The sequence below is a fragment of the Gemmatimonas sp. UBA7669 genome (assembly GCF_002483225.1).
Lineage (GTDB): Bacteria > Gemmatimonadota > Gemmatimonadetes > Gemmatimonadales > Gemmatimonadaceae > Gemmatimonas.
This window is the reverse complement of sequence record NZ_DLHL01000011.1, coordinates 25,137-48,608: the sequence shown is the minus strand read 5'-3', so window position 1 is coordinate 48,608 and position 23,472 is coordinate 25,137. Positions and strand designations below refer to the sequence as shown.

General features: G+C 65.5%; 20 protein-coding genes. 9 read left to right on the top strand and 11 right to left on the bottom strand.

Annotated elements, in window-relative coordinates; translation table 11 throughout:
* Positions 1–51: 51 nt before the first annotated feature.
* Entirely contained in the window at positions 52–1,506 is a 1,455-nt protein-coding gene (locus B2747_RS02655) for a nitronate monooxygenase (protein WP_291156549.1), read from the bottom strand.
* A gap of 425 nt (positions 1,507–1,931) precedes the next feature.
* Between B2747_RS02655 and B2747_RS02650 the strand changes: the two genes are divergently transcribed.
* On the top strand, positions 1,932–2,795 hold the full coding sequence (locus B2747_RS02650; protein WP_291156546.1) for a serine hydrolase: 864 nt from the start codon (positions 1,932–1,934) through the stop codon (positions 2,793–2,795).
* A gap of 13 nt (positions 2,796–2,808) precedes the next feature.
* Here the strand turns inward: B2747_RS02650 and B2747_RS02645 are convergent, their stop codons facing one another.
* Positions 2,809–3,267 carry a hypothetical protein gene (locus tag B2747_RS02645; RefSeq protein WP_291156544.1) on the bottom strand — a complete coding sequence of 153 codons (459 nt, stop codon included), beginning with the start codon at positions 3,265–3,267 and terminating at the stop codon, positions 2,809–2,811.
* Positions 3,264–4,529: a glucose-1-phosphate adenylyltransferase gene (gene glgC / locus B2747_RS02640; RefSeq protein ID WP_291156541.1), complete on the bottom strand. Its 1,266-nt coding sequence runs from the start codon at positions 4,527–4,529 to the stop codon at positions 3,264–3,266. Before glgC ends, B2747_RS02645 begins: the two co-directional genes overlap by 4 nt.
* Before the next feature lie 81 nt (positions 4,530–4,610).
* Here glgC and B2747_RS02635 point away from each other — a divergent pair, with 81 nt between their 5' ends.
* The gene (locus B2747_RS02635) at positions 4,611–6,053 is read left to right on the top strand and encodes a glycogen synthase (protein ID WP_291156538.1); all 1,443 of its coding nucleotides are present in this window, start codon (positions 4,611–4,613) and stop codon (positions 6,051–6,053) included.
* A 34-nt stretch (positions 6,054–6,087) separates the two neighbouring features.
* On the opposite strand, the gene B2747_RS02630 is transcribed toward B2747_RS02635, so the two are convergent.
* From B2747_RS02630 to rocF, 6 genes are all read right to left on the bottom strand, one after another.
* Positions 6,088–6,846, bottom strand: a complete 759-nt coding sequence (locus B2747_RS02630; RefSeq protein ID WP_291156536.1) for a YoaK family protein — start codon at positions 6,844–6,846, stop codon at positions 6,088–6,090.
* Complete coding sequence (locus B2747_RS02625) at positions 6,846–7,679, bottom strand: amino acid ABC transporter ATP-binding protein (RefSeq protein WP_291156534.1); 834 nt, start codon at positions 7,677–7,679, stop codon at positions 6,846–6,848. The genes B2747_RS02630 and B2747_RS02625 overlap by 1 nt, the downstream gene beginning before the upstream one ends.
* Positions 7,676–9,232 carry an ABC transporter substrate-binding protein/permease gene (locus tag B2747_RS02620; protein WP_291156531.1) on the bottom strand — a complete coding sequence of 519 codons (1,557 nt, stop codon included), beginning with the start codon at positions 9,230–9,232 and terminating at the stop codon, positions 7,676–7,678. Before B2747_RS02620 ends, B2747_RS02625 begins: the two co-directional genes overlap by 4 nt.
* Positions 9,233–9,238: 6 nt before the next feature.
* Positions 9,239–10,267, bottom strand: a complete 1,029-nt coding sequence (gene rfaD / locus B2747_RS02615; RefSeq protein ID WP_291156528.1) for an ADP-glyceromanno-heptose 6-epimerase — start codon at positions 10,265–10,267, stop codon at positions 9,239–9,241.
* A 149-nt stretch (positions 10,268–10,416) separates the two neighbouring features.
* Positions 10,417–11,670: an ornithine--oxo-acid transaminase gene (rocD, locus tag B2747_RS02610; protein WP_291156525.1), complete on the bottom strand. Its 1,254-nt coding sequence runs from the start codon at positions 11,668–11,670 to the stop codon at positions 10,417–10,419.
* An 18-nt stretch (positions 11,671–11,688) separates the two neighbouring features.
* The gene (rocF, locus tag B2747_RS02605; protein ID WP_291156521.1) at positions 11,689–12,627 is read right to left on the bottom strand and encodes an arginase; all 939 of its coding nucleotides are present in this window, start codon (positions 12,625–12,627) and stop codon (positions 11,689–11,691) included.
* Between the two features lie 179 nt (positions 12,628–12,806).
* On the opposite strand from rocF, the gene B2747_RS02600 reads away from it, so the two are divergent.
* The 6 genes from B2747_RS02600 (at position 12,807) to B2747_RS02575 (ending at position 20,415) form a co-directional block, all read left to right on the top strand.
* Complete coding sequence (locus tag B2747_RS02600; protein WP_291156518.1) at positions 12,807–15,881, top strand: SusC/RagA family TonB-linked outer membrane protein; 3,075 nt, start codon at positions 12,807–12,809, stop codon at positions 15,879–15,881.
* Between the two features lie 8 nt (positions 15,882–15,889).
* On the top strand, positions 15,890–17,455 hold the full coding sequence (locus B2747_RS02595) for a RagB/SusD family nutrient uptake outer membrane protein (protein ID WP_291156516.1): 1,566 nt from the start codon (positions 15,890–15,892) through the stop codon (positions 17,453–17,455).
* Positions 17,456–17,461: 6 nt separating this feature from the next.
* Positions 17,462–18,247, top strand: coding sequence for a hypothetical protein (locus B2747_RS02590; protein WP_291156514.1), 786 nt, complete (start codon positions 17,462–17,464; stop codon positions 18,245–18,247).
* Between the two features lie 94 nt (positions 18,248–18,341).
* Positions 18,342–18,758: an Lrp/AsnC family transcriptional regulator gene (locus B2747_RS02585; protein WP_291156511.1), complete on the top strand. Its 417-nt coding sequence runs from the start codon at positions 18,342–18,344 to the stop codon at positions 18,756–18,758.
* 258 nt (positions 18,759–19,016) lie between these two features.
* Positions 19,017–19,163: a hypothetical protein gene (locus B2747_RS02580; protein WP_291156509.1), complete on the top strand. Its 147-nt coding sequence runs from the start codon at positions 19,017–19,019 to the stop codon at positions 19,161–19,163.
* A gap of 52 nt (positions 19,164–19,215) precedes the next feature.
* Positions 19,216–20,415, top strand: a complete 1,200-nt coding sequence (locus B2747_RS02575; RefSeq protein ID WP_291156507.1) for a glycosyltransferase family 9 protein — start codon at positions 19,216–19,218, stop codon at positions 20,413–20,415.
* Here B2747_RS02575 and B2747_RS02570 read toward each other — a convergent pair.
* Positions 20,408–21,526: a dienelactone hydrolase family protein gene (locus tag B2747_RS02570; protein WP_291156505.1), complete on the bottom strand. Its 1,119-nt coding sequence runs from the start codon at positions 21,524–21,526 to the stop codon at positions 20,408–20,410. The two genes, B2747_RS02575 and B2747_RS02570, sit on opposite strands and share 8 nt — an antisense overlap.
* Before the next feature lie 84 nt (positions 21,527–21,610).
* Between B2747_RS02570 and B2747_RS02565 the strand changes: the two genes are divergently transcribed.
* On the top strand, positions 21,611–22,138 hold the full coding sequence (locus B2747_RS02565; RefSeq protein ID WP_291156503.1) for a hypothetical protein: 528 nt from the start codon (positions 21,611–21,613) through the stop codon (positions 22,136–22,138).
* Between the two features lie 67 nt (positions 22,139–22,205).
* On the opposite strand, the gene B2747_RS02560 is transcribed toward B2747_RS02565, so the two are convergent.
* Positions 22,206–23,372: an IS4 family transposase gene (locus B2747_RS02560; RefSeq protein ID WP_291156501.1), complete on the bottom strand. Its 1,167-nt coding sequence runs from the start codon at positions 23,370–23,372 to the stop codon at positions 22,206–22,208.
* Positions 23,373–23,472: the final 100 nt, after the last annotated feature.

The following is a 23,472-nucleotide window of genomic DNA, read 5'->3' as shown; positions in this document are numbered from 1 at the left end:
GGAGTGGGCGCCGGCTTTACGACCGGCGCCTGCGAAATGCCCTTTGGCGGCCTATGCCATCAGCTCGTCACGCAACAGCCACCGCAGTACGTCCGCAGCGTGGTAGGGGCCCCCACGCGCCAGATGTCCCACAGACGCGAGGTCATCGCCGCTGGTTACCAGTGGGGGTTCCACTTCGGCGCCCCGTCGCTGGCCCAGGCCAATGTCCGCCAGCAGCCCGTTGCAGAGGCACTGTCGTCCAACTGTTGCCTCCACTGCGCCACCCTTCTTCACAAAGGCCTCGACCGGCTCGGCGGCGCAGCGATAGACCAATCGTCCGTCATCCAGGCGCACGGGTTCGCGCAGATAGCCCAGGTCACAGAGTCGTTCACGGGTCCCCGACAGTGGCGTCTGGCCGTCTCGCGTGCTGAGCTGGACGACCTTGAACGGATAACCGGTGGGTGACGCGCGTGGGTCGGTGTGCACGGACACCGTGCCTTCGCGAATGCCGTCGCAAACGGCGTGGCGCAGTTCGGGCGCGAGGCCGGACTCTTCGCAGTAGGCGAACAGTGTGCCCACCTGCACACCCGCTGCACCTGCCGCTTCGGCGGCGCGCAGACCATCCGGTGTACCGGCGCCACCGGCCACCCAGAAGGGCAGGCCCAAATCAGCCATGCGCGCCAGATCCACCGCATCCCGTTCGCCATAGATCGGCTGCCCCCGCTCGTCGAGCGTGAGCGGGCCGCGTGGTGGTGCGTTGTGGCCGCCGGCCGTCGGGCCCTCCACGACGAAGCCGTCCACGCGACCCGTGCTCTTGCGCGCCAGGGTGGCCGCCAGCGACACCGCGGACACCACGGGATAGAACGCGGGACGATGCAGGGGAGTCGTGGAGAGCGCGTGGTCGGGCCAGAGTTCTGCCGGATCGAAGCGCAGTACCGCGGCATCGTCACGCGCCGCCCCCTCAATGTCAAAGCGCAGCGTGGCCGGCGCGTGTTCGGCCAGCGCATCGAGGGCCCCGGGAATCTCGCGGGGAATCCCGGCCCCCATGATGACCGTGGTGACACCGGCCAGCATGGCCCCGTAGAGCGTGGGCAGATTGGGCATCTGCACCTTGGTGAGCAGATTGAGACCGACGCCGTGTTCGTGCCCCTCGCGGGCGAGCCAGGTTTCCACGAACGCCGCGGCCACGGTGACACGCTGTCGTGCGCTGCTCACGGCCTGCTTGTACATGGGCAGCAGGTGATAGGGCCCCCCGGCGTCGCGACCGTTCTCTCGGAAATAGCGTCGCAACAATTCGTCGGCCACACCGGGTATGGGGAAATGTGAGAGCGCCCGTCGCACATGGCCCCCCGGGTCGCCGTCCTGAAGGCGCCGCACGAACACCGTGTCAATGGCCGTGCCCGACACGACCCCCAGCTGGCCCAGCCGCGAGACCGCGTTGGCCAGTCGCCAGTTGGAGACGCCAATGCCCATGCCACCCTGGATGACCCGAGGGAGCGGTGCAGGGAGGACATTCGACGGACGCATGACAGCTCGGTGCAGGAGGATGAGTCTTCGTGATGCGCAGTGCGCCGCGCAGTGTGCCTTCGGAATGTGCCGGGACAGCACGGGTCTGCGGTATTCGCAGTTCGCCTGACGGACCTGTCGGGGAAGCGCCGACAGCCACACCGGCGCCGCTGCGGCGCGCCTTCCATGCCGCCATATGGCTGCGTGATGCGGAACACGATCATGCATCGATTCGCTCTCGACCGATCGGTGACGCGCACACAACTTGCCGGGTATTGATGGCAGGTCCTTGGGAGGGATCTACTTTCCTGGCTGCTGAGGGGCGGTCCAGGGAGGCAAGACGGGGAGCGAGGCGCACTCGGGGCAGATATGTTCCCGGCATGCGACTCCTCCCCGTTCTTGTTTCCCGCGCGCTTCGCGTCACGACTCTGCTTGCTGTGTCACTCGTGAGCGCATCGCTTTTCAGCGCCGAGACACTCAGTGCTCAAGCGGGTTCTGCGCGTCTGCGTGCGCAGCTCGACAGCCTGTCCAACTCACATCGTGGTGTGGTGGGCTACCACATTCGCAACCTCGAGACGGGCGAGACGCTCACGCGCCGCGCCGACGAGACCTTCCCCACCGCGTCGCTGATCAAGGTGCCGGTCCTGGTCGCGCTGTTCGACTTGGCTGAGCAGGGACAGCTTTCGCTCGATGATCCGGTGGTACTCACGAATCTCGACAAGGTGGGCGGGGCCGGTGAGCTGCAATATCTGCGCACGCCGCTCACGTTGCGCCTCTGGGATGTGGCCTGGCTGATGACGACCCTCAGCGACAACACGGCCACGAATCTCATTCTCGATCGCATCAAGATTCGCCGGGTCTGGCAGAAGATGGAGGCGCTGGGCCTGCCGCATACCAAGGTGCATTCGGGTTCGATGACCCGCATTGCCAGTGTGGCGCCCGACAGCTCAGCCAAGTACGGATTGGGCGTCACCACACCGGGGGAAATGGCGCAGCTCTTTGCGTTGCTGGCGGAAGGCAAGGCGGTGAGTCCGAAGGCCGACTCCACCATGCTGGAGATTCTGCGTCACAACGGCGACGACACCAAGCTGCTGCGCTTCAACTACGGCGTGCGGGCCGCGCACAAGACAGGTGACGTGGATGCCGCGCGCACGGACTGTGGCGTGCTGTGGCTCCCCGCACGCGTGGTGGCCTGTGTGATGACCAAGGAGAACGCCGACACGCGTTATTGGGCGGAAAGCGAGGGCAACGCCGTCATCGCGCACATTGGGCGGGCCATTCGCGAGGCGTGGGGGGCGGCGCCTCGCTGAACATCCCGACGGACTAACGTGGCGCGAGCGTGTCGCTCGGACTGGGCGACGCGAACTGCGTGAAGAACTGGGACTGACTGACGTCGCCACCCGCCGTGGTGATGATCTCGAGACGGGCGACAATACCTGGGCCCACTTGCAGCGTCGGGCTCAACCAACCCACGCGACCAGCCACCGCGCGAACGGCTACCTGCAGCATGCCGCCCGGTTGCAGTTCGCTCTCGGGTACCATGATGGTGCGCTGCGAATTGCCGTTGATGAGTCCCAAGCGACGATTGGACGCGCCGGTGGCGCGCACCGAGAACACATTCACGTCGAAAAAGCCACGGTTGTTCACGATCATCACCACGCTGCCGCTGCTGTTGGACACGGCGTTTTTGTAGCAGCCAAGGCCAGACAGCACGACCAGCAACAGCGCCAACGGCGCCCAGCGGACGCGTCGCACAGCGAGGGGTGTTTCAGGGAGGGTCACGGTGACTCCAGCAAGCGGTCGATCATGGACTGCGTAATGAGCACCGTACCCTTGGGACTTCGCCGGAACCGGATGGCATCCGATTCCGGATCCTCACCCACCACCAGGCCCGGTGGTATGAGTACCCCACGATCGACCACCACGTTACGCAGTTGGGCGCCACGCCCCACTTCCACGTACGGCTGCAGAACCGCCCCCTCGAGCTGCGAATACGAATGCACCCGGACCCCGGTGAACAAGAGGGAACGGTTCAGCGACGAACCGGAGATGATGCAGCCACCGGACACCAGCGAGCTGAGAGCCTGCCCGCGCCGGCCTTCCTCATTGTGCACGAACTTGGCGGGTGGAGTGATCTCGGCATAGGTCCAGATCGGCCACTCGTGGTCGTAGAGGTCCAGAGCGGGGACGACGGAGGTCAGATCGATGTTGGCTTCCCAGTACGCATCAACCGTCCCGACGTCCCGCCAGTAGGCCTCTCCTTCGGTGTCTGCCTTCACGCAGGAATCCCGGAAGCGATGCGCCACCGCCTTGCCGTGTCGCACCACATAGGGAATGAGATCCTTGCCGAAGTCTCGTGATGAATGCGGATCGGCGGCATCGCGTTTCAGCAGATCGAAAAGGAACCTGGTGCGAAACACATAGATGCCCATGCTGGCCAGCGAAAGCTGCGGGGCGCCGGGAATGCCCGGCGGGTCCGCCGGCTTCTCGAGGAAGTGCACGATGCGGTCGTGGGCGTCCACCTGCATCACGCCAAAGCCGCTGGCTTCCTTGCGCGGCACTTCCAGGACACCCACCGTGACGTCGGCGTCCTCGTTGACGTGCTGCTGCAGCATGAGTTCATAGTCCATCTTGTACACGTGGTCTCCCGCCAGGATGACCATGTACTCGGGATGATACGACTCGATGATGTCGAGATTCTGGTAGACGGCATCGGCGGTGCCGTCGTACCACTGTGTTTCACTGACGCGCTGACTGGCCGGGAGAATGTCGAAGCTCTCGTTGCGTTCGGGCCGCAGAAAGTTCCAGCCGCGCTGCAGATGGCGGATGAGACTGTGCGCCTTGTATTGCGTGGCCACGCCGATGCGGCGGATGCCGCTGTTGATGGCGTTGGAAAGCGCAAAGTCGATGATGCGCGTCTTGCCGCCGAAGTACACGGCCGGCTTGGCCCGCCGGTCGGTGAGCTCGTACAGGCGGGAGCCACGCCCGCCGGCCAGAACATAGGCCATGGACGAGCGCGCCAGGGTGCCGCGGGACGACGTCATGCCGGCGGATGCTCCATTGAAGGGAAAACAACCTGCACGCTGCCATTTTGCGTCGCGTGCGGCTTGTGCGTAAGGTAGGACATGCGAGTTCTCTTCGTGGCGGCCGAAGTCGCCCCGTTCGTGAAGACCGGCGGCCTGGCCGATGTGGCCGGTGCCCTGCCTGCAGCACTCACGGCACTTGGGCACGACGTGCGTGTCATCATGCCGCGCTACCGGGCCCTGCGCGCCCGCTCCGAACCGATGGCCGGTCCGGTTGCCGCCACCTTCCTGCCCATTGGTGAACGTGCCGAGGAGATGCGCTTGTACACCGGTGCGCTGGGTGAGGTGCCCGTGTACTTCCTCGATATCCCCGCGGCGTTCGAACGCGATGCCATCTATGGTGAGCGCGACGACATTCGCCGCTTTACGCTCTTTGCGCGTGGCGTGCTGGCGGCCATGCAGCATCTGCGCGAAGTCGATGGCTGGTCACCCGATGTCGTGCACGGCCACGACTGGCATGCGGCGCTGGTCATCAACTATCTCCGCACCTACTACGCCTATACGTTCGGCCACATCGCGTCGGTGTTCACCATTCACAACCTCGCCTATCAGGGGCAGGGGCACCCCGATCTGCTGGGCGTGGCGGGCCTCACCGAAGGCGGACTGATCGAAAACGGCATGGGGCCGGGTATCGCCGGCAGTTTCAACTGCATGGCGCGTGGCATTGCCTTTGCCGATGTCGTCAGCACTGTGAGTCCACGCTACGCCCACGAAATCCTCAGCATGGAGTATGGCGAGCGGCTCGACGGGCTGTTGCGTCATCGGCAGGACAGAGTGGCCGGCATACTCAATGGCATCGACACGCAGCAATACGACCCGTCCACTGACGTGCACCTCGCCGCGCCCTTTGGTGCCAACCACATGGAGGGCAAGGCCGCCTGCAAGGCCGACCTGCAGGCACGCTGCGGTTTGCCGGTTGACGCAACACGCCCGCTGCTTGGCGTGGTGTCACGACTTGCCGAGCAAAAGGGCTTCGTGCTGCTCGAAGCGGTGCTCCCCTGGCTGTTGCGCGAAACGGACGCCCAACTGGTGTTGCTCGGCAGCGGGGACGCGCGCCTTGAGGGGGTGCTGCACCAGGTGGCGGCGCAGCACGGAGACCGCGTGGCCGTGCGCACGGGGTTCGACGTCGCGCTGGCCCAGAAGATCTACGCAGGCAGCGACGCCTTCCTCATGCCCTCGCGCTTCGAACCCTGTGGCCTCGGGCAGATGATCGCGCTGCGGTACGGCAGTGTGCCCATAGTGCGTGCCACTGGTGGTCTGGCCGACACCGTGCGCGAGGGGCTCGATGGCAATGGCTTCGTGTTTCACCCGTTCGATGCGCGCCACTTTCAGGAGGCCATGGCGCGCGCGCTTGCGAGCTTCCGGGACACGGACGGCTGGGCACAACTCCGTGAGCGCGGCATGCGTGCCGATCATTCATGGGCGCAGTCCGCGCGTCGCTATGTGGAACTCTATGAATGGGCGCGTGCGTTGCGGCGTCGCTGAGTGGCAGCGTTCGGATTGCCACACATGCGCGGAGCTAGCGCGACATGGCCCGCACGCGACGGGCCCGCAGGTCATCCACCAGCGGCACGCCGCCCACCAGCAGCAGCACCAGCGCAATGGGTACGGTAAAGCTGTAACCCACGAGCTTGAATCCCATCGCGCCAACCAGGCCGCCAAGAAAGAACGCCAGCAGCAACCCGGCCAGCACACGCAGGCGCTCCGGGTCGGCGGCCACGTCGGGACCGCGGTCGCGCGAGCGGTTCCAGTACAGCCACTTGCCCAGCTCGATGCCGAGGTCGGTGACAATGCCCGTCATGTGTGTGGTGCGAATGACACGATCGGACAGTTTGGTCACCACCGCGTTCTGCAGGCCCATGAGAAATGACAGCAGCAGCACGGTGGCCGGAAGCAGCAGGGCCTTCGCTTCGGCCAGCCGCGAGCCGGCGAGGCCGAAGAGCAGAATGAGCAGGGCCTCGAGCAGGAGCGGCAGGGCAAACGCGCTCGTCAGCTGACGGCGCTTGGCAAAGTTGACCAGAACGGCGCAGGACATCGCGCCAATCAGAAACGCCACGACGGCGCCGATGGCCGTCAACGCCAGCGATGTGCGACCGAGCACGAGATCATCAGCGGCCGCAGACACCGCCCCGGTGACGTGTGACGTATACGTACCCACCGCCAGAAACCCACCCGCGTTGATGGCACCTGCCACAAACGCGAGGGCCCAGCCCAGCTGACGATCGGCCCGGTAGCTCCGCTCGTGACCCACCAACGCGCGCGCGGTGCGCAGCGGCATCACAAGCGTCCGGCCGCGGGCACATCGCTACCGCGCTGCCCGTCCACCGACGACAGCAACGCGCGTGTGGCGCGATGCCGCGGCTGCGTCAGCACATCCCGCGGCGCACCGACCTCCACCACCTGCCCATCGGCCAGCACCGCCACGTTGTCCGCCACCGCCTCGGCGAAGTCGGTGTCGTGTGTCGTGATCAACAGGCTGCGTCCGTTGCGTGTCAGCTCGCGCAACCCTTCTGCCAGGGTGCGACGCCGCGCCGGGTCGAGCGCGGCCGTGGGTTCGTCCATCAGCAAGACCCCCGGATCAAGCGCGAGCGCCCGCGCAATGGCCACGCGCTGCGCCTCGCCGCCAGATACTTCGCCGGGCATGGCCGTGGCGCGATGTGCCACGCCGAGGTCTTCAAGCAGCGCCATGGCCCGCGACTCGGCATCGGGTCGCGACAGACCGCGCACATGACGCGGCGCCAGTGTGACGTTGTCCAGCACCGACAAATGGGCGAAGAGCGCATGCTGCTGAAACACGAAGCCCACGTGTTCACGCAGTGCACGCAAGTGCCGCTCGCGTGGTACCGGCCCGGGCAGGAGCGTCACGGCCTGTTCCACCACGATGCGTCCATCATCGAACGGTTCGAGCCCCGCCACCGTGCGCAACAGTGTGCTCTTGCCGGCGCCGGATACGCCCATGAGGGCCCACACCTGCCCACGCGGAACGGCCAGCAGCACGTCGTGCAGCACGGCGCGTCCGCCTCGCATGGCGCGCAGCTTCTCGATGTGGACCGCGTAGCCCTCACGGCGCCGCTGGCTGGCCATGCCGCTCAGGTCCAATGGGGCGCTCACGGCAGTCTCCAGCGTGCTTCGAGCTGTCGCGCCACGCGCGCCAGGGGCAGCGAAAGCGCCAGATACATGGCCGCGCAGAGCAGGCCGGGGACGAGCCAACTGCCCACGTTCGTGGCGTAGATGGCCGTCTGCTTGGTGAGCTCCACCACCGTGATGACCGAGACCAGTGACGAATCCTTGAGCAGCGCCACGAAGTCGTTGGTCATGGGGGCGAGGGCCAGGCGCAGAGCCTGCGGCGCACGCACGAGGTGAAACACCTGCCATTCACTGAGCCCCAGCGTGCGCGCGGCCTCGAGCTGCGCGCGCGGAATGGCCTGCAAGGCGGCTCGGTACACTTCCGCCTCGTACGCCGCGTAGTTGAGCCCAAGCCCGAGAATGGCTGCCAGCAGCGCCGGCAGGCGTACCACGCCGGCCAATCCGTAGTACAACACGAACAGCTGCAGCAGCACCGGAGTGCCGCGCACGACTTCCACGTACACCACGAGCGCGGCGCGCATCCAGCTCGGTCCATACACGCGTCCGCTGGCCACCACGATGCCCAGCAGCACGGCCACGGCCATGGCCGCCACGCTGATCACGACCGTCAAGGCGGCGCCTCGGAGCAGCGCCGGCAGATAGTTCGAGTCCGAGTCCGAAAGCGGAGGGGTGGAGGAAACCACCTCACCGACCGCATCGACCCCGCCGGGGGCGGAGGTTGCGGACTGCAGCACCCGCGCCTGAAACGCAGCTTGTGCGCTGTCCCATACCTGCCAACGTCGGAAAATTCGTTCCAGCGACCCGTCGGCCATGCGCAAACGCAACATGACGTTGAGTGAATCCCGCAGCGCTTCGCGCCCCTGCGCCAGCACCCCCACATAGTGGCCAGTCGCCACCGTGCCTGGCTGAATGGCAAACCCCGGTGTGCGACGCTGCGCCTGCTCGGCAAGCACATGATCGAGCAGCACCGCCTCCACTCGGCCACTCAACAGATCGGTGTAGGGATGCACGTTGTCGTCATACGACACCGGCACCACGCCGAGGTCTTTCTGCGCATCGAGCAGGAGCCGATACGCCAGCGTGTTGCCCAGCGTTGCCACGCGCTGCCCCTTGAGGTCGGCCAGGCTGCGATAGCGGGCGGTGTCGGCCGGACGCACGGCCAGCACTTCGCGAAACTCGAAATAGGGATCGGTGACGGCATAACGGACATGCAGCGCCGGGCGATCTTCGAGACCCGACAGACCCACATCCACATCACCACGCGCCACCGACTGCTCGATGGACGCCCAGGCCACCTGCGTGAACTGGGCGGTGCGGCCAAGATGCGCGGCCATGAGCTCGGCCAGCTCCACGTCAAACCCGCGCACCAGTGACGGATCCTGCGCGTCGGCTTCCACGAACGGTGCCCCACCTTCCGCATCGCCGCCCCAGCGCAGCACCGTGTCTCGGTCCGCTGCAGCTCTACGTCCATCAGAATCGGCGGATGGCTGGCAGGCAGACAGCAATACCAGCAACCACAGTCCCGCCACGTTCAACACAGCCGAGGCCAGATGCGCGCGCAGCCGGGGCAGGGGCACGACGGCTCAGTCCCCCAGCCGGCGATCGCCCTGCAGATAGCCCTTCACGTAGTCTTTCACCGCATCGGCCAGCGACGTCACCGGGGCGATGTACTCCGCTGCGCGCAGCTTGGCGATGTCCGCCTGTGTGTGGTACTGATACTTGGTACGAATGGACTCGGGCATGTCGATGAACTCGACCTGCGGCGGCCGTTCCAATGCCCCGAAGAGCGCGGAGGTCAGCGCGAGCCAGGTATTGGCCTTGCCGCTGCCGATGTTGTACAGGCCGCCTGCCGAGGGGGTCATGGCCAGATGCAGCGTCATGGCCACGGCGTCCTTCACATACAGGAAGTCGCGCTGCTGCTCGCCGTCGCGGTAGTCGGGCCGATGGGAGCGGAACAGCCGCACCACGCCGCTGTCCTCGATCTGGCCGTAGGCCTTGTGCACCAGCGAGCGCATGTCGCCCTTGTGCGCCTCGTTGGGACCGTAGACGTTGAAGTACTTGAGCCCCACGAGACGCGGCAGCACGCCGGCGCGCGCCGCATACTGATCGAAGAGGTGCTTGGAGTAGCCGTAGGCGTTGAGCGGACGCAAACGCGAGAGCGCCGCATTGCTGTTGTCGATGTCGCTCATGCCCGCCGCGCCATCGCCATACGTGGCCGCACTCGAGGCGTACACAAAGCGCACGTGTTTGCCGAGTGCCCAGTGTGCCAGTTGCTTGGTGTATTCGAAGTTGTTGCGGGCCAGGAACGTGGCGTCGAGTTCCGTGGTGGCCGAGCAGGCGCCCAGGTGCAATACAAGATCGAACTTGCCGAGCGCCCCTGAATCGAGGCGTGGCAGCAGGTCGTCGGCTTCGAGATAGTCCTCGAAGCGCAGCGGCACGAGATTGCGCCACTTCTCATCCCGGCCCAGGCGGTCGGTCACTACGATGCGCTCGACGCCCAGGGTGTTGAGTGCCCACACACAGGCGCTGCCGATGAAGCCGGCGCCGCCGGTCACCAGCACACGGTTGGGGAGACGGGGTGGTGTGGCGGGCAGTGGCAGCGGTTCGAACATGGGCGGTGTCGAGGTGAGCGATCAGGGGCGTTACGCAAAATATCACCCACCGCACAACTCGGTATTCGATCACTCACGACTCGAAACCTTGACACAGAACCCGAAACTGATCAGTTCCGGGTTCTGTGTTGGAGTTTCGGGTTCTGAGTTCATTCCGCTTGGTGCTGCTCGAAAACCTGCTGCAACTGTTTCACGAGGAAGGCCAGATCCTCGCGGGAGGTAGCCAACGGTGGTGAGAGCCGGAGCACCGTGCCGTGGGTCTCCTTGCACAGCACGCCGCGCCGCTGCAGGGCTTCGGCCCAGGGACGCGCCGCTTCGCGCAACTCAATGGCCCAGATCAGGCCGCGGCCACGCACGGCCACGATGGCTGGGTGGTCCAGCTTCGCCAGCTGTGCACCCAGCCACTCGCCGGATTCAGCCGCGCGCGCGATGAGCTGTTCGTCGTCCAGTACCGCCAGCGCCTCGAGGGCCACCGCACAGGCCAGCGGGTTGCCGCCAAACGTGCTGCCGTGCGAGCCCGGTTCGAAGAGCCCGAGCACGTCACGACGGCCCACCACGGCCGACACCGGATAGCAGCCACCCGACAGCGCCTTGCCCAGCACGTACAAGTCGGGCTTCACGCCGTCATGGTCGCAGGCAAACCAGGCCCCGGTCCGTCCAAGACCGGTCTGAATCTCGTCGGCCAGCAGCAGCACGTTCTGCGCGCGGCAGAGCGCGGAGAGCTCGCGCAGAAAGCCCTCGGGCGGCAGCAGCACGCCCGCCTCGCACTGAATGGGTTCGACCAGTACGGCGCAGGTGTGGTCGGTCATCGCGCGGCGCACGGCCTCGAGATCGCCGAACGGCACGAGCGTGAAGCCGGAGGCAAACGGCCCGAAGTCCGCCCGGTAGGCCGCTTCACTGGAAAAACCCACGAGCGTGGTGGTGCGGCCATGGAAGTTGTTGGCAAACGCGATGATCTGCGCGTGGTCCTGCGGAATGCCCTTCACACGATAGCCCCAGCGGCGCGCGGCCTTGATGGCCGTCTCCACTGCCTCCGCTCCGGTGTTCATGGGCAACACCATGTCCATGCCGCAGCGCCTCGCCAGCGCCTCGCAGAAGGCGCCAAGCTGTTCGTTGCGGAACGCGCGTGAGGTGAGCGTGACGCGCGACGCCTGCCGCGCCATGGCGGCCAGCAGCCGCGGATGCGCGTGCCCCTGATTCACGGCCGAATACGCACTCAGGCAATCGAGATAGCGCCGACCGTCGACGTCGGTCACCCAACTGCCCGAGGCTTCGGCAATCACCAGGTCGAGCGGGTGATAGTTGTGGGCGCCAAATGCGTCTTCGCGGGCAATGAGTGATGCGGTGCGGTCTGAAGGGCCCGAGACGTGTTCGGAGTGGGTGTGCACAGCGGTGGTGGTCATGTGGGGACTCCGACGGGGTCAGAGAATGCGGCGGCCAAAGGCGCTGGCCACCAGATCGGCCGCCAGCTCGGCGGTGGTGTTGCGGCTGTCGAGAATGGGATTGAGCTCGACGAGGTCCATGGCGAGCGTGACCCCGCGGTCGTGCAGGATTTCCATGGCCAGATGCGCCTCGCGTCGTGTCGCGCCGCCTTGTACCGGTGTGCCGACGCCGGGCGCTTCCGCCGGGTCCACCCAATCGAGGTCGAAGGACAGGTGCACCCCAGCCGTGCCGCGCGTGGTAATGTCCAGCGCCTCTTCCATCACTTGCCGCAGCCCGCGCTCGTCGATGTCGCGCATGGTGAACGCGCGGATGCCGAGACGGCGGATGGTCTCCCGTTCGGCGGGGTCGACGTCGCGCAGCCCGACATAGGCCACGTGCTCGGGCCGCACCGCCGGGAATACCGACGCCAGGCGGGCGAGTGGCGGAAACCCAAGGCCCAGCAGGTGAGCCACGGGCATGCCGTGCACGTTGCCGCTGGTACTCGTTTCCGGCGTGTTGATGTCGGCGTGCGCGTCAAGCCAGAGCAAGCCGATGGCTTGTCCCCGCTCGGCCATCGCGGTGGCGGTGCCCGCCACGGAGCCGGCCGCCAAAGAATGGTCGCCACCAACCACCAACGGACAGCATCCGTCGCGAATGGCGGCGGCCGTCCGGCCGGCCAGGTCGCGGCACACGGCCGTAATGGCGCCCAAGCGCGCCTCCGGGGTGGCCGGCAGCGATTCCCGGTCGGGAACGGTGACGTTGCCCACGTCCTGCATGGTTGTTCCAAGACGCGAGAGCTGGGCGACGAGGCTGGACAGACGCAGGGCTGATGGCCCCATGTCGACGCCACGCCGACTGGCGCCAAGGTCCATGGGCACCCCGATCAACTGGATCGGTTGGGAGGCCTGAGGGCCCCTGAAATCGGAACTTTTCGCCATGCTTCTAGCTTACGGCCCGTCCCATGATAGCAACAAGCACAACATTATGACAAAATGTCCGACATACTGAGCAATACGCCAAGACGAAATGGCAGAATGCATAACAACGCATTTGACAGTTACCGGTCCGCCGGACTAATGTCGGCCTATCAGTTCCCACCCACCACCGACTCCCTCCTATGAAAATCAGAGTCCTCACGGCGCTACTCGGTGCCCTGGTCTGGACGACGCCCGCCGTCGCCCAGGACAAGGTCGTCACCGGTAAGGTCAGCCGTGAAGCTGGGGTGCCCCTTTCCGGTGTCACGGTCATCGTGAAGGGCACCAATACCAGCACCCAGACCAACACGAGCGGCGACTACAGCATCCGCGTCAGTGTGGGTCAGACCCTGCAGTACCGGTTGATTGGCTACCTGCCGCAGGAGCGCAACGTCGGCAGCGGCAACATCATCAACGTCATGCTCGACAAGGCGGCGGCGAATCTCGACGCCATGGTCGTGACCGCGCTCGGCCAGCAGGCCGTGCAGCGTAGTCTCGGTGTGTCGCAGCAGACGGTGGCCGGCGCTGATATCGCGCAGACCGGCCGCGAAAACTTCATCAACGGTCTGCAGGGTCGTGTGGCCGGTGTGGAAGTCACGAGCACCTCGGGTCTGCCTGGTGCGTCGAGCTCGATCACCATTCGTGGTGTGAGCTCGATTTCCGGCAGCAACCAGCCCCTGGTCATCGTGGACGGTCTGCCGCTCGACAACAAGACCACCAACACGAATGTGCTTGGCTCCGATGCGCCCGGGTCGCAGACCGCGTTCAACAATCGCGGTCTCGACTTCACGAACCGTGCGGCCGACATCAATCCGGACGACATCGAAAGCCTGGTGGTGCTGAAGGGGCCTGAAGCGGCGGCCCTTTACGGCATTGATGCCGCCAACGGCGCCATCGTCATCACCACCAAGCGCGGTCAGGCGGGCACGGGTGGCTTCACCTACAGCAACAACATCCGCATGGACCAGACGCGCAGCCGCCCGGAGCTGCAGCGCGTCTACGGACCCACGTCGCAGGCCGGTGACCTGCTGGGCTCGTTCTCGTACTTCGGCGCTCCCTACGCGCCCAACACCACGTTCTACGACAACGTCGACGGCTTCTTCCAGACGGGCGTGTCGCAGCAGCACAACCTGACGTTCAGTGGTGCCACCGCCGACTCGCGCATCAACTACCGTCTGGGTCTGGCCATGACCGATCAGGAGAGCGTGATTCCGACGCTCGGCCTCAATCGTGTCAATCTCACGGGCGCCACGGGCGCGCAGGTCAAGGACTGGCTCAAGGTGGACCTGTCCATGGCCTACACGAAGTCCAAGAACGATCAGCTCATTGGCGGCGTGGGCGGCCCGCTCATCGGCCTGCTGCTCTGGCCGCAGACCGATCAGGCTTCGGACTTCCTCACGCCGTCGGGCCAGCGCCGCCGTATCACGCAGCTCGCCGCCGGTGGTGAGACGGACAACCCGTACTTCTCCATCAACCGCAACGGGCGCGAGGACAAGAACGAGCGTCTGGTGGCCAACCTCGGATTCGTTTTCACGCCGGTGAAGTGGGGCAGCCTGCGCTTCAATGTGGGCTCCGACGGCTACACGGCCGAGAACCTGATTCTGCGTCATCCGGAGTCGGCGGGCGCCGGTTTCAACAACAACGGCGTGCTGGATGTGGCGACCGACGTCACGCGCAGCATCAACACGCAGACGATTCTTCAGATCAATCCCATCAAGCTGACCAGCCGTCTCAAGCTGAGCGGCCTGGTGGGCAATCAGATCAACGACTACCGGTCGCAGGTGAATGCCATTCAGGGCATGCAGTTCCTCGACCCGAACTTCGTCTCGATCAACAACACCAGCATGCGCGCCCCGCGCACCACGCTGGCACAGCGTCGCCTGGTGGGTGTGTATGGTCAGGCCACCTTCAACTGGTCCGACTACTGGTTCGTGAACGTTGCCGGCCGAAACGACTGGACGTCCACGATTCCCATCGAACGGAACTCGTTCTTCTATCCCTCGATCAACACCAGCTTCGTGCTGGATGACGCCTTCCCGGAGCTCAAGAAGACGCTCACGGCGCGTCTGCGCGCGGCCTACGCCGAGGTGGGCAAGGACGCCCGGCCCTACGCGTTCCGGCCGGCGCTCGAGTACAAGCTCACGACGGGCGGTGGCTACGGCTACGGCTTCACGGGCCCGAACGTGAACCTGCGGCCCGAGTTCGCGAAGTCGTACGAGTACGGCGCCGACCTCGGCTTCTTTGGTGGGCGTCTCGGTCTCGACGTCACGACCTACCGCAAGGAGACCACGGACCAGATCGTGAACGACATCCGTGGTTCGTATGGTACCGGCTTCATCCTGTTCAACCTGAACGGCGCCTCCACGCGCAACACGGGTCTTGAGATCACGGGCCGCGCCAAGATGGTGAACCGCGCCAACTTCGGCTGGGACATCATCACCAACTTCGACCGCTCGCGCGGCCGTGTGCTCAAGCTGCCCAACGAGCTGCCCGAGTCGTACGTGTCGGACACCTGGCTCTACGGCAACGTGCGCAATGGTGTGCAGCCCGGTCTGTCCACGCGCTCGCTCACGGGCCTGTTCTACCTGCGCAACAACAAGGGTGACCTGCTCATCGACCCGACCACGGGTCTGCCGCTGCGCTCGACGGCCTTCATCGACGCCGGCTACGATCGCCAGCCCGACTGGACCATGGGCATCACGAACCAGGTCCGCTACAAGAACTTCACGATGTCCATGCTGTGGGACATCCGCCGTGGCGGCGACGTGTTCAACGGCACCGAGCAGCTGCTCACCTCGCGTGGTCTCACCAACCGCACGCTCGACCGCGATCAGCCGCGTGTCATCGACGGCGTGCTGCGTGACGGCCGCGAGAACAGCGACAATCCCACGCGCAACAGCATCGTGGTGATTCCGGCGGTGCAGAACGGCTACTACACGGCCATTTCCGAAGAGCTGTTCATCGAGAAGGACATCAACTGGCTGCGCCTGCGCGACGTGACCATCCGCTACGCGCTGCCGGCTTCGCTCCTCAAGGCCCGTGACGCCAGCGTGGCGCTCACGATGACCGACCTGTTCGTGTTCACCAACTACTCCGGTCTCGACCCGATCGTGAACGGCAACAGCGCGGCTGTGGGCGGTTCCGGCGCGGCAGGTATCGACGTCGGCAACTTCCCGATTCCGCGTGGTATCGCCTTCAGCCTGCGGGTGAACTACTGATGAAGACGATGCGACTTTCCGCTGCGCTGCTTGTCGGCGCCCTCTCGCTGTCCGCCGTGGGCTGCGACGACTTCCTCGACGTCAACGAGAATCCCAACGCCCCCCAGACCGTCTCGGCCAATCTGTATCTGTCGCCGATGCTGCACTGGATGGTGACCTCGCCCCAGTTCGACGGCCGCTTCATCGGCCGCTACACGCAGCAGTGGTATCTGCCGGGCACCACGTTCAGCACCTGGGACCGGATGGGCTACGATCCCTCCAGTGACAACGGCGGCCAGCTCTGGCGCGACGTGTACTGGAACATCGGCCAGAACCTCGTGGACATGATGCAGAAGGCCGAAGCCGAGGAGCGCTGGGACCTCCTGGGTGTGGGCTATGTCATCAAGGCCTGGGGCTGGCAGCAGCTCACCAACGTGCACGGCGAGCTGATCATCAAGCAGGCCTTCGACCAGACGCGCTTCACCTTCGACTACGACAGCGAGGAGTTTGCGTATCAGGAGATCCAGCGCCTGCTGGGTGAGGCCATCAAGAACCTCGAGCGCACCGATGGCGCGGTGGATCCGGCGTATCTGGGCCGCACCGATCGCATCTACGGCGGTGACCGCACCAAGTGGCTCAAGCTGGCCTACGGCATGCTGGCGCTCAACCTGAACCACTTCAGCAACAAGTCCAGCTACAAGCCGCAGGATGTCATTGCGGCCGTGGACAAGTCGTTCACGAGCAACGCCGACGACGCGCTGCTGGCCTTCCCGGGCACGGTCAACGACGACACCAACTTCTGGAGCCGCACCCGCAACAACATCACGAACTACCGTCAGACGCGGTTTGTGGTGGGCCTGCTGGATGGCACCGAGTTCGGTGGCGCGGTGGATCCGCGCCTGAGCCGCATGCTCTCACCGTCACCGGACGGGGTGTATCGCGGGCTGGACATCAATACGCTCAACTTCGGCGGTCTGGCCGCGGCGCAGCAGCCACAGAACTTCTTCGGCTATGTGGGAGCGGGCGGCCTCGGCCTGCCCAGCCGCTACATCTTCTCGGAGAAGTCGCGGCTGCCCATCATGACCTACGCACAGCTGCAGTTCATCAAGGCGGAAGCGGCGTACCGTGCGGGCGACAAGGCCACGGCCCTGGCGGCTTATCGCAATGGCGTGGCGGCGCACATCGACTTTGTGAACGCCCGCAACCGCGACGACAACCAGACGCCCACGCAGATCACGGCGGCCGAGCGGGATGCCTTCCTGGCCAACCCGAACATCGTGCCGAGCGCGTCACAGCTCACGCTCACGCACATCATGAGCCAGAAGTACATCGCGCAGTGGGGCTGGGCGCACGTCGAGCTGTGGACGGACATGCGGCGTTACAACTACACCAACATCGATCCGGCCAGCGGCCGTCAGGTGTATCCGGGCTTCGTGCTGCCAGTCAACCTGTTCCCGGACAACGGCGGCAAGATTGCGCAGCGCATCCGCGCCCGCTTCAACTCGGAGTATGTGTGGAACCGTGCGGCGCTCGACAAGATCGGCGGCCTCGCGCTGGACTTCCATACCAAGCCGCTCTGGATCACTCAACCGTAACCCACCATGACCACTTTCTCTTCTTTGCGTACGATGGTTGGTCGGGTGGCCACGGTGCTCACCGCGGCCGCGCTGCTGGCCGGTTGTGAGAAGAACGCGGTGCAGGATATCACCGGCAGCCTGCCGGCGTCCCGCATCAAGTTCTTCAACTTCGGTGTCGGCGCCCCGCAGGTGCACTTCTACGGCAACGACCGCAAGCTCACTGCCACGACCTCCGGCACCGGCGTCGAGTCGACGGTGGGCGTGGGCTACGGCGGCGTGGCAGCTGGCGGCTTCTACTCCGCCATCGAGCCGGGCCAGTACACCTTCACGGCCCGCATCACCGCCACCGTGGACAAGGACCTGCCGGTAGCCACGGTGCAGGGTACGCTCGAAGCCAACAAGAACTACTCGTTCTACACGAGCGGTACGTACAACACGGCCACCAAGACGATGGACGGGTTCTTCGTCGAAGACGCGTTCCCCGAAGATTTTGACTACACCCGGGGATACGTGCGTTTCGTGAACGCCATCGCCAACTCGCAACCCATGGCGCTCTTTGCACGCGACCAGCTCACGGGCACGGAAGTGGCGATCGGCGGCAGCGTCGCGTACAAGGCAGGTGGGGCCTTCACGGCCATCCCGAACGGCGTGTACGATCTCTTCGTGCGCGCGCCGGGGTCCACCACCAACCTCATCACGCGCACCGGTGTGTCGTTCACCAACGGCCGCACCAATACGATCGCCGCGCGTGGGACCATGGGCACCACTGGCACGAGCGCGCCAGCGCTCGATAACACGCTCAATCGGTAAGCTCCGGCCCTCGGAAACCAGGAGACCCCGGCACCCGCCGGGGTTTCTTGTATCCGGCGGTATCGGTTTCACTCTCCGCGCGCCTGCCTGCGCCATGGACGATCTCGATCATCAACTCATCGCTCTGCTGCGCCAGAACGCGCGGGAGAGCGTGGCCTCGCTGGCCAAACATCTGCGAGTGTCACGTGGCACCGTGCAGAACCGCATCGACAAACTCGTGGCCTCACGCACGCTGCTCGGCTTCACGGTTCGCACGGCACCCGATGCCGGCACGCACCGCGTACGCGCGGTCACCATGATTCGCACGGAAGGCGACGCCGACGCGGTACTCAAGTCCCTGCGCGGCTACCCGGAGGTGCGGGCGCTGCACACGACCAACGGACGCTGGGATATCGTGGCGGAATTGGCGACGGATACGCTGCAGGAGTTCGACGAGGTGCTACGGCAGATTGGCAAAGTGCGCGGGGTGGCGAATACGGAGACGAGTTTGCTCTTATCGACGCACAAGTAGGGGTTTGGCGGAAAAAGCAGTCGGGGCGTTCTCGGTCCACCGCTCTGGGACGTGCGCCATGGGTTCTGAGTGTGCGTGGTGCAGCGGCGGCACCGCGCTATCCGGAAGTTGTGGAAAACGAGATCTCGCCCCCGAACCACTCGAACACACAACCCATAACCCACGTCCCACGGCTGTGGATCGCGGCAACTTGCACCGACGGTTGCGAATTCTTATTGTATCAATTGCTGTTCCAATTACCCATCCCATTCCGATCCCATGTTCCCCACCACCGCCGAGTACCCCATTGCCATCCGGGCCTCCGACCTGGATCCATCCGACCACCAGTCGCTGCACGAACCCATGATGCGCTGGGACGCCCTGGTCGTGCTCATCGGGACCGTGGCGCTATCATATCTGGCTTAGGGGCTCAGCCGTTTGGCGGAGCCGACCGGTTCGTCCCTCGTTCCGTTCCGTCATGAACTCCGCTGTCCCTCAACCGGCCTCGGCCGCCGCGCCGCGCCGCGATACGCGCTCCCCACTCCAGCGTCTGCTCAAAGGCATCGAGCTCGCCTGGCGGCGCGGATTCTTTCGTGTGCTGGCCGGCATCATCTGGCTGAGTGACCGCTTGCCGCGGGGCCCGCGCGTGCCAGGGCCGCAGCGCGTGCTGTTCCTGCGCCCCGACCGCATCGGCGACATGATCGTGTCCACGGGCGTCATCCGCGCCATCGGCGGCGCACCTGATACGGTCCTCGACGTGCTCGCCGCGCCGGGAAACGCCACCGTGCTCGCCGCGGAGCCCGCCGTGCGGCGCGTACATGTGCTCAACCGCCGACGCTTCGCCGATTTGCGCGCCGCCGTGCGCACGTTGCGCCACGAGCGCTACGACGTGGTGGTGGACTGCATGCCCACCGCACCCTCCGTCACCATTCTGCTCATCGTGCTGGCTATTGGCGCCCGACGGCGCGTTGGTACACGGGGCCGCGGGCTCGATCACATCCTCAGTCCGGCCACGCCGTCGCTGCCACTCGAGTCGCACATCGTGGACCACCTGTCCCTGTTGGTCCCCCCGTTCCGGCCGGACGCCGCCACGCTCGACCTGAGCCCGGTTCTGGTGCTCACCAGCGACGAACAGGCAGGCGCCGAGCAGGTCTGGGAGGCCGACAAGTCGCGCCAGATGCAAATCACCAAGAACGCATCAACACGACTGCTGGTGAACATCTCCGCCGGCAAGGCTGCGCGTTGGTGGCCGGCCAGTTCCTATGCCGCTGTGGTTGCCGCCGCCCGCAACGCCCGGCCAGACCTCCAGGTGCTCATCATGTGCGCGCCCAACGAACGCGATCGCGCCGAGGAACTGGCCGAACTCACCGGGGCTGGCATTGCTCCAACCGGCAGCCTGCGCAGCGCCATGGCCATTGCCGGCGCGGCCGATGTGGTCTTCACCCCTGACACGTCCATCGCGCATGCGGCCGGCGCGCTGGGAGTGCCGGTCGTCGACATGCTGCTCTTTGGCAAGGAGAGCGGCTGGGGCGTGTACCGGCCGCTCGGCGAAAACATGGAAAGCCCCACTGATCAATTGCAGGACCTGGGGCCTGAGCAGCCAAGCGCCGCCTTGCTCCGTGTCCTCTCGCGCGTGGCCCCGCAGCGCGCACGGGGCCACGCCACGCCGGTTACTTGACGCCCAGCTGCTTCCTGAGGAAGGCTACGGTGCGCGGCCAGCCGTCCTTCGTGGCGGCAATGTTGGCTTCCTCTTCGGCCGGGTTGCGGCCGCGCGGGCTCGGGTCGCCCTGCGCGCGCAGGAAGCCATGGATGGCGCCCGGGTAGTTGATGCCCTCGTAGGTCTTGCCGTTGGCCTTCATGACCGAATCAATGGCCGGCATGAGCGCGGCAATGCGCGCGTCGGCCGTGCCGTTCAGCATGAGCACGGGCTGCGTCACCTTGCGCAGGGAATCGGCATCCACCGTAGCTGGCACGGCGGCTTCTGTGGCGGTGGCCGGACGACCCGGCTTGGTGTACGGCGCGCCGTAGAACGGCACGGCCCCGCTGAAGCCCTTCACGCCCCCGTTCACCGCATGCGCCCAGGCCGTCGTGCCGCCCCAGCAGTAGCCAATGACCGCGTAGCGCGGCGACGCACTGGGCAGGGTCATGGCGTAGTTGGCCGCGGCGATGATGATGCGATTGCGCTCGCCGGTGTTCACGCCACCGATCAGGGCGCGAGCCGTGTCCGAGTTGAGCTCAACGGATGACGGGCCGCCGGGCCGCACACGCGAGAGGAAATCGGGCGCAACAGCAATGAAGCCGTCGGCCGCCACCTGATCGGCCACGCCGCGCACCCAGGTGGAGAGCCCGAAGATCTCATGCACCACGACCACCACCGGGGCCTTCTGCGACGCCGTCTTGCTGAACGGATACACGACCCAGGCCATGACCGAGTCGGCCGAGCCCGGCGCTGAGGGGAACTTCACCCATTCGGCATGCCGCGGGCTGTTCTTCAGACGTTCGGCGGCGGCAGCGTTGCTGGGCGGAAGCGATGCGTCCTGGAAGACGGGCGCTGTGGTGACCGACGGCGCCATCAGATCCTTGGCCATCATGTGCGCGCTGTGGTCGTCGTTGCTGGGTCCACCACGACCACTGGTTGCCGGTTCGATGAGCGCGAGCTGCGCGTCGCTGGCACGCTCCGGTGTATAACGCTGCGTCGTGCAGGCGGCGGTCAGCAGCGCGGTGCCGGCCAGCAGGGGCAGGGGGCGAACAGCCACGCGAGTGGACAGGCGGAAACGGGAGAGCCGCATGAGAGGTCCTGGGAAGGAAGTGGGAGCGTCGAATGTACAGCGTGCGGCGTGGCGTGACACGGGCCCCTGCAGCAGTTTGCGGATATGACGCCTGCTTCGGTTGTTCTGTTCCTCGCCGCCTGGCTGCCTGCCATCGGTTCGTCACACCTTGCAGCGCGGCCGTCTTCCGCGCAGCCGCCTGCCGCACATCCGCTGTGTGTGGACGCCGACGCCTTTCTTCGTGGCGATCGGGCCATGCAGACCATGGTGGAGCCGGATACGGTGAACGACTGGCGTACGCGGCAGCGGCAGTTCGGCTGCAAGGTCACGGCAGCGGGGGCCACCACACAGGGCGTGCAGCGCGAAGCGGTGTACTTCTACGAGCGCGTGCGCGCCACGGGCTGGGTGCGCACGCCCGATCCGCGCGACGCACCCAACGAAGGCGCACTGCGCTTTCGCAAGGGCAAGGCGGACTGTCTGTTCAACGTGTACGGCGACGCCATGCTCATGACCGACGCCGAGATGCTGGTGGAGGACCGGCGTCCGCTCAAGCCGGGTGAGGTGCGCTACCACGTGTACGCCATGTGCATGACGGCGATGCCGGCGGCGGCGCGGGATAGCAGCGCACACTGAACAACCCACTACTCGGAACCTGAACACAGAACCCGAAACTGATCAGTCTTGAGTCAGGCGTGTCCGGTTAGAAGTCGAAGAGTGACAACTGTTTAGCGACATCAAGCGATTCGAGCTCCAGCAACGACGGCGTAAGTAGTTGCTGGAGCTCGACTTTCTCGCCGAGGGAAATACTGAGGATTTGCAGGATGGCGTGCATCGGGAGGGGCGAGGCGTAGCGCTTCTTCGCGAGCGCCACCAAGACGTAAACCGCCAGGGCCACCCAGACTTGCGTGTAGACCGCATTCTCGGACTCGCCGTAGAACGCCTTGATGCGCAGGTGCTGCTTGATCCAGCGAAAGAACAGCTCGATCTGCCAGCGCTGCCGGTACAGGCTGACCACCGTCAGGGCGGGGAGCTGCATGTGATTGGTGAGAAAGCGATACGTGCGGCCCGTCTCGGGATCGCGATAGCGAATGAGGCGGAGTTGTCGCGGATAGGCGCGCAAACTGGCGCGGACCGTGAACTGGATCGTGTGATCGGCGCGGATGGTGGGATCGCTGGGGCGTCGGCGACGCATCACCTGCATCCCGAGATTGCGCTTGGCGCGCACGACGAAGAACGCGTGCGCCTCCGTGAAGCGATAGAGGCCGGCGAAGTCCATGTAGCCGCGATCCAGCAAGTAAACGGCCCCGGGTTCGGGCACGACATGCTGCAGGAACGTCATGTCGTTGTCGCGGCCAGGTGAGAGGCGGACAATCGTGGGCAGCTGACTCCGCAACTCCAGCACCGTGTGCAGCTTGATGCCCGCCGTGGTGCGCCGATAGGTCGCCCATGGAAACACACTGCGACACAGGCGAATCAACGTCGCGTCCAACGCAAAGACCGACCCCCGCAGTGCCGACCCCAACGCGTCGCCGGCATACAACGGGCGGGCGAGCGCGATCAGATGTTCGCCAAAGTCGCGAAAGATGCGCCAATCGCGGCGCTCGTTCGCATCGGCCAGCGTACTCCGCTTGACCGGGGCTCGCCAGCCCATGTGGTAGCGCTTGGCGCCCAACGCGTCGAGACACACGCACACATCGCGCAAGCTTTCCCGATACGTCAGTTGCCCAAAGGCGAGGGCGAGAAACTGATCCAAACATCGCAGGGTGCGCACTTTGCGATCCCCACCATAGCGCGCGGCACACCGATGCAGCGCGCGCAATGGCACCAGGTCCATCAACTGCGCAAACACCGTGCGTCCAACGTTCACAGGCCACCCCGCCGAATTGGGATGGCCTCGAACTTACCGATCAAATTGAAATCGATACACGCCCAACGCGCGGCTAAGTGACCACCGCATATTCACTTAC

Coding starts and splice junctions, on each gene's coding strand:
- B2747_RS02655 (WP_291156549.1), bottom strand. CDS start 1,506: ATGCGTCCGTCGAATGTCCTCCCTGCACCGCTCCCTCGGGTCATCCAG.
- glgC (WP_291156541.1), bottom strand. CDS start 4,529: ATGACGTCGTCCCGCGGCACCCTGGCGCGCTCGTCCATGGCCTATGTT.
- B2747_RS02635 (WP_291156538.1), top strand. CDS start 4,611: ATGCGAGTTCTCTTCGTGGCGGCCGAAGTCGCCCCGTTCGTGAAGACC.
- B2747_RS02630 (WP_291156536.1), bottom strand. CDS start 6,846: ATGCCGCTGCGCACCGCGCGCGCGTTGGTGGGTCACGAGCGGAGCTAC.
- rfaD (WP_291156528.1), bottom strand. CDS start 10,267: ATGTTCGAACCGCTGCCACTGCCCGCCACACCACCCCGTCTCCCCAAC.
- rocD (WP_291156525.1), bottom strand. CDS start 11,670: ATGACCACCACCGCTGTGCACACCCACTCCGAACACGTCTCGGGCCCT.
- rocF (WP_291156521.1), bottom strand. CDS start 12,627: ATGGCGAAAAGTTCCGATTTCAGGGGCCCTCAGGCCTCCCAACCGATC.
- B2747_RS02600 (WP_291156518.1), top strand. CDS start 12,807: ATGAAAATCAGAGTCCTCACGGCGCTACTCGGTGCCCTGGTCTGGACG.
- B2747_RS02595 (WP_291156516.1), top strand. CDS start 15,890: ATGCGACTTTCCGCTGCGCTGCTTGTCGGCGCCCTCTCGCTGTCCGCC.
- B2747_RS02590 (WP_291156514.1), top strand. CDS start 17,462: ATGACCACTTTCTCTTCTTTGCGTACGATGGTTGGTCGGGTGGCCACG.
- B2747_RS02585 (WP_291156511.1), top strand. CDS start 18,342: ATGGACGATCTCGATCATCAACTCATCGCTCTGCTGCGCCAGAACGCG.
- B2747_RS02580 (WP_291156509.1), top strand. CDS start 19,017: ATGTTCCCCACCACCGCCGAGTACCCCATTGCCATCCGGGCCTCCGAC.
- B2747_RS02575 (WP_291156507.1), top strand. CDS start 19,216: ATGAACTCCGCTGTCCCTCAACCGGCCTCGGCCGCCGCGCCGCGCCGC.
- B2747_RS02570 (WP_291156505.1), bottom strand. CDS start 21,526: ATGCGGCTCTCCCGTTTCCGCCTGTCCACTCGCGTGGCTGTTCGCCCC.
- B2747_RS02565 (WP_291156503.1), top strand. CDS start 21,611: ATGACGCCTGCTTCGGTTGTTCTGTTCCTCGCCGCCTGGCTGCCTGCC.